Below are 12,322 nucleotides of genomic sequence, written 5' to 3' on the forward strand. Positions count from 1 at the left end.
TAAAAATTTGATCCTCGAATCATGGGTAGACCTTATAACCTCAGCACCTTTTTTGATCAATTACAACTTGTCTCTTTTTTTTAATTGTTCTGAAATTGAAAACTTGATTATTTGATACTTGTAGGCCGTTTTCTGTACATATAGCTTCTTATTAGACAGTTAGTTATAATGATATTAATTAGCATAAAGCAAGACAGAGGTAGGTTTAGGCAATAATAAGGTAGGTTTAGACAAGATAAAAGTAGGTTTAAGCAAGATGGAAGTAGGTTTAGGCAAGATAAAAGTATCCACAATCGACCTTTAAAGCAAGATAGAAGTAGGTTTAAGCAAGATAAAAGTAGGTTTAAAGCAAGAAGAGTATACGGTTATGATGCTTGAAACATAAATATCAGTTATTTATATATTTTTCATTTTTAATGATCGATAGCAATATATTAAATATATTATTCGTTAGATTTTGATGAGTATAATGCTAAAATTTAATAGGCATAAAATCACTCATTTTCAGGGATATAACTATATAAAGCAATACAAAAGTAGGTTTATGTGGCACTGTAAAGCAAGATGCGAGCTTTCTATATTGCTTTGATACCGATTATTCATATTTTTGAGCTAGACTTGCTAAGGAATAACATGGGAGAACTCGTCCACATTCAAGAGCCACTCCGGCTATTATTGTCTCGAAACAATTTCGACCTGCTAGAAAGGCGAGTTTACTGGTTGATACTTAAACATATTAAGCAACTCCAGATTTTAAGGCCCGCTGAAGTCGAAACCCTTCCAAGTGAATTTCCGGCATTTAAGATTCCTATTACTGATTTACAGCTGCCTAACTCATCGTCCGAAGTAAATTATTCGACCTATAAACGGGTCGCCCAGCGACTTACTTCCCGGCAGTTGTACCTTGATTCGCCTGCTCAGCATGAGTTTACGTCGGTGGTCGTTTTTCCAATGGCTCGTTATAGCAGGGGTGTATTGACGGTTGAGGTTAATAAGCACTTGGTGCCTTATATGATCGACTTGAGCAAGGGGTATACCAAGCTCCAACTTCAGGCAGCATTGTCCCTTAATAGTCAATACGCACAGAATCTATATACCAGGCTTTGTAAGTTCCTCGATACAGGTATTTGGCGGGTTAGCGTTACGGATCTGAAAGACATTCTCGACGCCCAACAATACGTTCGCTGGTCCAACTTCAAGCAGACCGTACTGGCTCGGGCGATGGAAGAAATCAACCAGAAGACGGATATCGAAGTTTTCGTCACCGAAAAGAGAGAAGGCCGCTTTATCACCACGCTCATTTTTACAATAAAGAGGCAGTCCCGAAAAGACAACAAAGCGTTTGATGCTTTCAATGAGGAAATGGACATGGTGTATGCTCAACCAACTGAAGAACTTCAGAGTAAAGCCACTCAAATATTAATACAGAACTATCGATTCACGAGTGCCCAAATGCGAGAAATCGTTAGTAATGAAACCCTGCTGCAAGAATTTATTCGGCTTGATGTGTTAATTCAAAAAGGGTTTATTGATGTAAAGACGAACCCAACCAGATACATTGCCGGCATCTTATTCAAAAAACCGAAAGTTGCGGCCACCAAGTGAAGTAAGTGAATTTTTAGTACTCAACGATTATGATACGATTAACGGTACTAGGAGCCTGCAAGCTGCTGTGTTTGGTTCTGCTAGCTGGTTGTTCAAAAGAGGATGCTGGGCCAGCCATTAACGCGGCACAAGTAGTCGGAAGTTGGCAAATCACCAAGATTACAGCCGATCCTGCGGTTACCTCTCCCACCTATGGGACTACCACAGATGTTCTCCAGCTATATCAGCAAAATATTGGTAAAGATTGTGTCGGCCCAACCCGTTATGAATTCGCGGCCGACGGAGCCTTACACCTAACAACCTCGACTGATTGCCAGAATAAGTTAAACAGCCTTTTTGGATTTACCGCGGCCAATTGGCATACAACCGGTAGGCAACTTCGCGTAGAGGGTAATTATGATGCGTTGTCCTACACTGTGTCGGAACAAAGTCCGCAGACTATGGTGTGGCAACGAACAGAGTACAATTCTCCTTATGACGGGAAAACACATTTGTACACGATCACACTGTCGAAACGGTAAGTTAGGTGTCCAAGAATCCTTTGTACAGAGATCCTTTGTTTCACCGTCTTGTAAATACTAGTTTGCGAGAATTGGTGAAAGAAAAAAATATAGTACCTTGATGGCTCAATTGATTAAAATGGCAGGACTTCAACTGAGTACACCCAATAATACCCAAGAGATCGGACAAGCGCTAAATCGCTATTCGGTCAGCCAACTTATTGCTTACTTTGCAAAAGATTTGCCCCCAGCCAGTAATTACCCAAGGCACGCGAAAGCCTACGTTATATACTGTCTGAAAAATAGCTTCTCCATCGATGGCTTCAGCTATTCCCGCTATACAGCAGAGCTCCCGCCAAATCGAGTTTCGCCCATCCGCCGATTCCTGTTGTTTTACCAAAAGATGGGAAGCCCTCTGATCCTGCCTGACCCCAAACGAGTGTCGATCTCACCGGCAGCTAACGACTTAATTCTTCGCTTTATTCGGGATGCCAAAAATCTTCGGGGCGATCAGTCAAAGGATACCTATACAAAAGCCCTGAATGCCTTCTTTTTATTTATGGATAGCCAGGTGCAGGCAGGACAGTCTGCCTCCCTGAGTGGCCGAACAGTCAGCGATTTCGTCGACCAACTGAAAGCGAATGCTTACTCGGCCTTTACGATCAATCTGTACCTATCAGCCATCAAGCAACTCTCGGCTTGGTGCGTTCGTAAGCGGGCTGAATTGACCTTAGATGACACGCAGCTCAATGCCCTGCGTGATATTGATGCTGTTCGAGGCTTGGCGATTGAGCGAACTTTTTACAAAGACAGCCTGGATAGTGATGAGCGTGATCAGTTACTTACAGGCATTGAGTCAGCACGAGATGGCGCGATTCTAGCCTTACTGAGCCTGGAAGGGCTCCGCACAGTCGAAGTGACCCGGCTAAGGCTGGGCGATATTGATTTTGACCGACGCCAGTTGAAAGTCCTGGGTAAAGGGAGGTATACTAAAAAGGCCATTAAACTCTTCGGGTCTTGCAGCGTGTTTTTACAGGCATATCTGGAAGAAAAAGGGCAGTGGCCTATTGCCGCGAGCCAGCACGCCAGGTTTGTTTTTGAGGACTTAAAAACTTATCAGATTCGGTATATTGTTGATAAGTATTTACGGCAACTGGGCTTAAAACGGGAAGGCATGTCCGCCCACAGTTTACGCCATACGGTAGGCCAATTATTGCTGGAAAACGGGGTGAGCTTAGAACATGTTCAGCAGCATCTTCGCCATGAAACAATTGAAACCACTCAATTTTATACGAAGAAACAGACGATGAAGTCTTATTTACAGCAGATGCCTGACTGATCAGTTTAGTTGCCTATCGACTGCTAAGAAACCTAACACTCAATCAAAGAAGCGCTTTACTGAACGATTTTAATTTGATAAATTTTCGGTATAAACAATTGGTTTATAATATACTTTTCGTTCAAATAAAGTTTAGGAGATAACCTTTATTTGAACGAAAAGTATGTGACCCGTCCTGATTTTTGTTGACCGTTTGTCAGATCCTGAAAATAAACGGTCCGCCGTGGCGGTTGTCAGTTTTTAGGTCAAAAAATATCCGTTGATCTCAATTCTGATAGAAGGCTGTCAAAGTAGTTGAAACGGATTAACCTACCCAAATTAGCTTTGGTCCCGAGCTACCTTTGATCGTTTATATACCTTCGGGTTCCATTGCTTTTTCAGCTGGTACTCGCTTTGATGAGCCATCACAACTACAGCCGCTACGGCGGACCGTTCATGTGGGGACGCAGATGATGATTAATTGTAAATACTTTTTCAACCGCTTTTTCGCCCTCCTCAAAAGTAACCAACACTCGATTTAGGTGGAAATTCGTCTTTAGAACCCCCATTGATCATTTCAGCGATTACGTTTTCGTAGGGATTCCCCTGCTGAGTCATACTGATTCAGACTTGGCCTACTAGCTAAACCATCCTTTATTATTTCTGACAAGTCGCCAACTTTCGACCATGGATACATATAGCTACCACTTAACCGACATCCAGTTGATCAACAGTGTACTTTCCGTAACAATGCCCAGAACTACGGAGATAGGGTATGAGATAGCCTTTTTTTAGGTAGGATTTCAGCTAGGCCCATTTATTTTTATAACTTTTTCCATTAAAATTGTAAATAACATAGTAGTTAGTGTAATTTTTTTTTAACTTTATCATACTTATTGGAAACGACTGCTATGGGTAACCCGTTTAGAGTTTCAGACGATAATGTCATTAATACATTGTATCGCCTGTTACAAACCTTGAATGCAAAGGTAACTCGGAAGACGCTGCGGGAAAAAATACTACAACACCCCGATTTTCCCAGTCTACTTAGTATGAGTGAAGTCCTATCAAGTTGGAACATTGACAATGCTGCACTTCAGCTACATACAGTTGAGCAACTCCGTGAAATTCCTTTGCCGTTTGTCACCCAGCTTAAGAATAAAGGTGGATGGTACATTCTAGTGAATCAAATTCATGATGAATACATACAATACACGGATAGTGAGCAGGGAGACATAACTCTGTTAATAAGCGATTTTGAAGAAAAGTGGACTGGTATAGTACTTTTAGCAGAAACCGATGAGCAATCTGGCGAGGTTGATTATAACATAAAACGTCAGAAGGAACGTCTAAGTAGTTTGCGTGAACCGTTTTTGTTGGTAGGGATACTACTTGTCTTATTCGCCATCTTAATAATTGGGAGAAGTAGCTACTCAGCTTCTGATTGGTTGCTTCTTTTTACAAAAATTTCTGGTTTATTCTTAACCGGTCTGTTGACAGCGAAAGAATTAGGTAGTAAAAATGACTTGACAGACCGAATATGTCGTATAAATGCTAAAACTAGCTGTGAGAATGTACTAAACTCACCAGCCGCAAAGCTTTGGGGGTGGCTAAGCTGGTCTGATTTAGGTTTACTTTACTTCGCAGGTGGTTTGTTTACGTTGGCCTTCATAGATAGTCAGCCAACTATACGGCCTCTATTAAATGGTATTGCTTTGATAGCTATGCCCTATATCATTTTCTCTATTTATTATCAAGCTTACTATGTACGACAATGGTGCGTATTATGCCTATGTGTACAGGTAGTTTTTGCTATTGAAGGATTATTAGCTTTATATCAAGTAAGTAACTTACCTAATGTTGTTCAGCCATATTGTGTGCTTCTAATTAGCTTTCTTTTGCCAACTCTTGCATGGGTAACTATTAAGCCTTTACTGAAAAAGCAATTCCAGAGCCGTCGAATGTATGAAGAACTAGTGGCCTTAAAACGGAATCCAGCGATATTCAGAACCTTATTAATTCAACAACAGAAAGCACCACCAATACCTGTCAATCTTCACCCTATTAAACTTGGAAGTTCTGATGCCGAGACCAAGATTACAGTTGTGATTAATCCATACTGCGGCTCATGTTCCAAGGTACATAAGGAATTAGAACAACTGGTACTTCACAATCAAAATGTTGGAGTGACTTTCATTTTTTCTAGTGATAGTGAGTTTAATCCAGCCGCTCAGGTTGCAATGCATTTGTTAGCCTTGGTCAAACAAGGGAGTGTAGCTATTGATGCGCTTACAGATTGGTATAATCAAAAAGACAAAGATTATAACGCTTGGGTTAAACGCTTTCCCGTTGAGGAACATCAATCAGAGCAAACCGTTACATGGCAAGCACATAGACAGTGGTGCCATGATGCTAGTATAATGGCAACACCGACCATTTATATTAACAACTATAAAATTCCAGAAATGTATGAGATAGAAAATTTACAGTGGATGCTAAGCAGGACTGAATCCGATAATGTACTCGAAGTAAACACATGAAAACGGCACTTTTTATTATGCTTCCAGTTCCAAGCCATTATAATGCCTGTTTTGGCTTTGCTGATCAATTGCGGAAGCAAGGATACCGAGTAGTGTTTTCAGGCACAGAAGATCTACGAAAACATGTGGAAGTACAGGGTTTTGAGTTTGCCGTAATGTGGTGTTTGGAAGAATATTTAGTTAATAACTGGCGAACAGCATTAGGTTTCTTTTTGAAAAGTGTAATTAATAAAAAACTCCTGTTGCTTCGTTACCGAGAATTTCTTCAAGCAATATATGAGGTCCGTGAACTTTGCCGTTTTTTTAACCCTAATGAGATTTTTATTGATCAGCATTTGAATCATTATTTCTATTTACTTCATGACGATTATAAAAGAATTACATTAATCAATACAAAACTGCCAACCCGCCGTGAAGAAGGAATACCTCCTTTGTCTTATAGCAAGCCTTTTAAAAATAATTTTATTTATAGCCTATTTGCAAGAGTATTATGGTCGATTTTTTTATTCAAGCGTAAAGCGTTTCTACTGCTAAAAAAGATTGTTTTTTGGGGGGCAGATGATCAGTTTTTCTTAAAACGATTTGCTATAAGACATGGTATTGATACTAGACTATTTCGTCGGCAGGACAATGCCCTCTACGAAAGTATAAAATGTGTATCAATTGTTCATGTACGGCCTCAGTTTTTAGAATATGATTGGTATAAACCAGATAAATATGAAAAATTCATCTACTACCCTTACAAAAACCGAAATGCAACCTCAATAAAATCTACCGAAATCTGGCCTATTATTCGGGCTTTACAGGAAGATAAAAGTATAAAGAAACCGTATTTAATCTATGCATCTTTAGGGACATTAAGTGGATTAAACAAGGCCGTTGCACTATCTTTTTTGCATAAACTGATTACTGCTGTTGAAAAAATAGCAAATACATACCTCATTCTATCAGCCGGTGAAATGTATCCAAATGTAATTGATCGGCACAATAACAAAATATCTGTCCAGCGTTATGTACCTCAAACCGAGTTATTACCCTATTGTGATATGATGGTAACTCACGCTGGAATGAATTCAATATGTGAATGTTTAACAGCTGGAATACCAATGTTGGCTTATCCATTAAATATTCAAAGCGACCAAGCAGGCAATGCTGCTCGAATAGTAGTAAAAGGATGGGGATTGAGGGGGAATTTACGAAAAGATACAGAGCAAATATTAAGAAAGAAAATAGTCACCTTATTGAATAATCCGACTTATCGCCACAATATTAGTCAGATTAATTTGAGACCAGTCACGGATTGGTATCCAACAGCGGATTTAGTCAAATCACAATAAATCAATTATTCACTTAAACCAGTTTTTCAATCATGAAAAAGAAATTGTTGGACTTTGCTTCAAATTTGCTTTCAAAGCAGCAGATGAAAGAAATTAAAGGCGGTGGTAGTTACAGATGTAATTGTGGTGATCCTTACCCATCAGGACCAGGCGACTGCATCACAGCTTTTGACAAGTATTCGGTATGGTGCCCCTGTGGGTCGACACCAGTCAATTGTTAATTTGCTTAAAAACTGATATCAGTCAATTGGAGATATTACATTGATAGTATCTTCGATTGACTGATTTTTTACTATCAGCATTGAAGGAGTAGTAATGTTTTTAAATTAACAGTTTATTTTTTCATTAACATTTTAGAAAGTCTCAAAATGTTTAATAGGTTTTTTGCCCCAAAAAAAACGTATAGTGATAATAAAAACGGACTTGTTACTGTCATTCTAACTGTATGGAAAAGGCACCACTTAGAAGAGCAAATTGAAGCTATTATCAATCAAACGGAACAGCCGTATCAGGTATGGGTATATCAATGTGGGGACCATGTTAATATAAACAAAATAAAAAAAAAGTTCAATAATATTCAATATATAAATTCCTCAGTCGATTTAAAATACTTTGGTAGGTTTTCTTTAGCTTTACATGTAAAGTCTGAGTATGTATGGATACTTGACGATGATGTTATTCCATCAACAAACTGGCTGGAAGATTGTAGAAAGATGTGCGAAAACAGAAATTCTATTATTTCAAGTGCAGGTCGAATTATTTCTTATCAAAAGAATGAAGACGGTTTACAAATAACTGACTTGCGAAGATTTTTAGTGGGTGATGGATGTACCGAGAAACATTACAATTTTAATGAAAATGATACGGAAGCAGATTTTGGATGTAATAACTGGCTCTTCAAAACTGAATGGATATATTTATTCTGGAAAATTAAACCGTACACGTTAGAAAATGCAGAGGATATTCATTTATCTGCAACGTGCAAAATATTAGCTAATATACCGACAATTATACCTGCGCAGAGTGAATTTACATCGTGTGGTAATTTAAAAAAATATTACGGCCATGATGAAGTTGCTTCTTGGAAGAAGATAAACTTTCAAAAAGCAAGAATAGAGGCTATAAATTACCTGATAAATGAACACGGTTGGGAAATACTGCAAAAAAATATACAACCTTCTAAGCAATGAGTTTTCCACACTTCACACAGCTTGACCAGATGGACTGTGGGCCAACCTGCCTGCGCATGGTAGCGAAGCACTATGGACGATTTTTCACTGCACAGTCGTTACGGGAGAAATCGCAGATCGGAAAGGAAGGTGTTTCCATGCTTGGTATTTCGGAAGCCGCCGAAGCTATTGGATTTAGGACAATGGGCGTGAAGATTTCCTTTGATAAATTAGCTGCCGAAGCTCCGTTACCTTGCATTATCCATTGGGACCAAAATCACTTTGTGGTAGTTTATGACATCAAAGGAACGGGTAATAGCTGGATGAATCGCACTATAGGAGGAAAGTCACCCTTAGATAGTGGTCTTCATAATTCCCTTCAGCCGCAACCGTTTATTAATGAGTTTCAGGTTGACAAAGAAAAAATCATCTTTCCGTCGGGCGGCTGGCCAGCAGAAACACCACCGGCGGAGCGTAAGCAGCGTCAACAACGGCAGAGTACAGTTTTTATAGCTGATCCGGGCAAAGGGCTAGTATCGTATTTGGCAGAGGAGTTTTGCCAGCACTGGCTGTCAGACCAAAAAGAAGGGACCCAAGAGGGGGTTGTGTTGCTGCTGGAGCCAACCCCGGCTTTTTTTGAGCAGCAAGATGAAACGGTTACCTCCTATAATTTTGAGCAGGTACTGGCCTATTTGTGGCAGTACAAACTGTTATTGATGCAATTGGCTTTAGGATTGATCGTTGGAAGCGGGCTTCAACTGCTGTTTCCGTTCCTAACGCAGTCGGTAGTGGATATCGGAGTCAATACTGACAATATCCCCTTTTTATACATGGTGTTGGGGGCGCAACTAATGTTGATGGCCGGGCGACTGTCGGTGGAGTTTATTCGTAGCTGGATTCTCTTGCATATCAGCACAAGGGTCAACCTAAACATCCTGTCCGATTTTCTAATAAAGTTAATGAAACTACCTGTGTCGTTTTTCGACAGCAAGCAGTTCGGCGACATCATGCAACGCATTGGTGATCATCACCGTATCGAGAGTTTTTTAACTGGCCAAACAATGTCGGTGCTGTTTTCGCTGTTTAACTTACTCGTTTTTGGGGCGGTGCTAGCCATATATGATTTGAGCATCTTCCTTATTTTCATAGGGTCGAGTGTGCTCTACATCGGCTGGGTAATACTGTTTCTGCGCCAACGCCGGAAACTAGATTACAAGCGGTTCGATGTAGCGTCCAAAAATCAAAGCAGCTTAGTCCAGCTCATTCAGGGTATGCAGGAAATAAAGCTGGCTGGTGCTGAGCGGCCCATGCGGTGGGCATGGGAGCGACTCCAGGCACGGCTGTTCAAGCTTCAAATGCGCGGGCTGGCCCTGAGCCAATACCAGCAGGCGGGGGCGTTTGGTATTAACGAGGGCAAAAACATCTTTATCACCTTTTTGGCAGCACGGGCCGTTATCGAGGGGCAACTTACGCTGGGCGCAATGCTAGCCATGCAGCAAATCGTGGGTCAACTCAATGGCCCCATCGAGCAGTTGATAGGCTTTGTGCAGAGTTTGCAGGATGCCAAAATCAGTCTGGAGCGACTTAACGAAATTCATACGTTGGTCGATGAAGAACCGGTAGACGCTCAGTTGGCTACTACAATACCCAAAGCGAGTGGGCTTCATCTTAAAAATATAAGCTTCCAGTACCCTGGTGCGGGCAATGAGCCGGTGCTAGAGAACATCGACCTGTCTATTCTGCCGAAAAAAACCACCGCCATCGTTGGCATGAGCGGCAGCGGCAAAACCACTTTGCTCAAACTTCTGCTCCGCTTCTACAAACCCAACAAAGGAGAAATCAGGTTAGGAGAAATGGGATTACACAACATAAGCCACTCCCATTGGCGCAGCCAATGCGGGGTGGTTATGCAGGATGGATTTATTTTCTCTGACACCATAGCCCGCAACATTGCCGTAGGAGTAGAGCGCATTGACGCAGAACGACTGGAGCAGGCTGTTCACATGGCTAATTTACAGACATTTATCGACTCACTACCGTCGGGATTGCATACCAAAATAGGAACAGAAGGTAATGGTATTAGTCAGGGGCAACAGCAGCGGATTCTTATTGCAAGGGCCGTCTACAAAGATCCGCAGTACATATTTTTCGATGAAGCTACCAACTCGCTGGATGCCAACAACGAAGCGGTCATTATTCAGAATCTGAACGATTTTTTTCATAGTAGAACAGTAGTGATAGTCGCCCACCGGCTCAGCACTGTTATCCACGCCGATCAGATTGTAGTTTTAGACAAAGGTCGCATCAGCGAAATAGGTACCCATGCTTCATTGATTGCCAAGCGGGGGGGATACTGGCAGTTAGTGAAGAACCAATTGGAATTAAGCCTATGAATACATTTTCCGAACTACGCGCCGAGGAGGTGCAGGAAATGCTAGCTCGGCCTCCCAGGTGGCTGTTACGCTGGGGTATTACAGTGGCCTTTCTGGTCATTGCGCTGGTGTTTGTCGGAGCGTGGTTCATTCACTACCCCGATTTAGTGCGGGCTTCGTTTAAACTCACCTCGGCCAGTGTACCTAAAGCTGTATTGGCCCGCTCAGATGGGAAGGTGGTGCGGCTGTTAGTACAGGATGGGCAAACAGTAAAAACCGGGTCTTCACTTGCTTATTTAGAAAGCACCGCCCGGCACGATGAAATAATTCGGCTGTCTCACCAGCTTGCTAACGCTTGGAACATCGCTAGGCAGGGAAATCTGGAAGGGCTTGATAAACTGGACCTATCGCACTACAACCATCTAGGTGAATTGCAGAACGCCTACCAGACCTTCGAGCAGAATCATATTCAACTTCGTGCTTATTTAGCCAATGGTTTTTTTAGTCAGAAAAAGGCCATCCTCCGGCAAGAAATTAAAGACTTGCAAGCCTTAACCAATAATCTACGTCAACAGCAAAAAATTCAAGAACGAGACCAAGCACTGGCCGAAGAAGACTACGCCACTCAAAAGCAGTTAGCTGATCAAAAATCATTAACCCCACTCGAACTCAAGCGCGAAGAAAGTAAACTCATAGGCCGACGGTTTCCTTATCAGCAAACGGCATTAGCCCTTATTAGCAATTTGACCGCTCAGCGCGTTAAAGAGAAGGAAATGCTGGAACTCGATAGGCAGGTTACCGAAGAGCGCGATAAGTTTTTACTAAGTTTGAGTACATTTCAAAGCGCTGTGGATGGATGGAAATTAAGATATATACTCACGGCTCCTGTTAGTGGTAGAGTGATGATGGTGGGTTCATTGCAGGAAAACCAGTCGGTGGTTGATAATCAGGAAGTATTTTATGTAGCCCCCCCCAGTACCGATTACTTCGGTGAGTTGCGCATACCACAACAAAACGCGGGTAAAGTGCAAGTAGGACAGACTGTATTGGTAAAGTTTACGGGCTATCCTTATCAGGAGTTTGGTGCCCTTCGGGGACGCATTACGTACATTGCCGACATTCCTCTTAGAGACAGCGTTTTTCTAGCTCGCGTTCAACTACCCTCTGACCTGAAAACGACGTATAATCGGACATTAGCTTACAAAACTGGCATGACAGCATCAGCTGACATTCTCAACAATGATAGTCGTCTGCTCGAAAAGCTATTTTATCAATTTCGCCACGTGTTTAACGGAATGTAAAAATCAGGTAATTCGTCGGTATATTAAACTTAGTATAAAAGCTCCATTTTGCTTTTGTTAACGCAACTATTTATTAAGCTTTTGGTTCGCTACAGCCGTTTAAAGTAAAGTGGTATGTCCAGTCGGCGAGCTGAGTGCAGGACAGAAGCTATGGAGCAAAAAAAACTTCCTCTTCATTTC

The 12,322-nt window shown here is 41.5% G+C and carries 8 protein-coding genes; all 8 read left to right on the top strand.

The window, feature by feature from the left end; all coding sequences use genetic code 11:
- Positions 1–585 precede the first annotated feature (585 nt).
- The 8 genes from LQ777_RS27900 to LQ777_RS27935 all read left to right on the top strand — a co-directional run bounded on the left by LQ777_RS27900 (position 586) and on the right by LQ777_RS27935 (position 12,142).
- Complete coding sequence (locus LQ777_RS27900; RefSeq protein ID WP_232563749.1) at positions 586–1,605, top strand: replication initiation protein; 1,020 nt, start codon at positions 586–588, stop codon at positions 1,603–1,605.
- A 29-nt stretch (positions 1,606–1,634) separates the two neighbouring features.
- The gene (locus LQ777_RS27905; protein WP_232563750.1) at positions 1,635–2,126 is read left to right on the top strand and encodes a lipocalin family protein; all 492 of its coding nucleotides are present in this window, start codon (positions 1,635–1,637) and stop codon (positions 2,124–2,126) included.
- Between the two features lie 100 nt (positions 2,127–2,226).
- Positions 2,227–3,444 (top strand): tyrosine-type recombinase/integrase, encoded by a 1,218-nt coding sequence (locus LQ777_RS27910; protein ID WP_232563751.1) that lies wholly within the window; start codon positions 2,227–2,229, stop codon positions 3,442–3,444.
- An 890-nt stretch (positions 3,445–4,334) separates the two neighbouring features.
- Positions 4,335–5,963: a vitamin K epoxide reductase family protein gene (locus LQ777_RS27915; RefSeq protein ID WP_232563804.1), complete on the top strand. Its 1,629-nt coding sequence runs from the start codon at positions 4,335–4,337 to the stop codon at positions 5,961–5,963.
- Complete coding sequence (locus tag LQ777_RS27920) at positions 5,960–7,300, top strand: glycosyltransferase (RefSeq protein WP_232563752.1); 1,341 nt, start codon at positions 5,960–5,962, stop codon at positions 7,298–7,300. The genes LQ777_RS27915 and LQ777_RS27920 overlap by 4 nt, the downstream gene beginning before the upstream one ends.
- Positions 7,301–7,668: 368 nt before the next feature.
- Positions 7,669–8,490 carry a glycosyltransferase family 2 protein gene (locus LQ777_RS27925; RefSeq protein ID WP_232563753.1) on the top strand — a complete coding sequence of 274 codons (822 nt, stop codon included), beginning with the start codon at positions 7,669–7,671 and terminating at the stop codon, positions 8,488–8,490.
- Entirely contained in the window at positions 8,487–10,862 is a 2,376-nt protein-coding gene (locus LQ777_RS27930) for a peptidase domain-containing ABC transporter (RefSeq protein WP_232563754.1), read from the top strand. Before LQ777_RS27925 ends, LQ777_RS27930 begins: the two co-directional genes overlap by 4 nt.
- Positions 10,859–12,142 (top strand): HlyD family secretion protein, encoded by a 1,284-nt coding sequence (locus LQ777_RS27935; protein WP_232563755.1) that lies wholly within the window; start codon positions 10,859–10,861, stop codon positions 12,140–12,142. Before LQ777_RS27930 ends, LQ777_RS27935 begins: the two co-directional genes overlap by 4 nt.
- Positions 12,143–12,322: the final 180 nt, after the last annotated feature.

Origin of the sequence: Spirosoma oryzicola (genome assembly GCF_021233055.1) — a bacterium.
Classification (GTDB): domain Bacteria; phylum Bacteroidota; class Bacteroidia; order Cytophagales; family Spirosomataceae; genus Spirosoma; species Spirosoma oryzicola.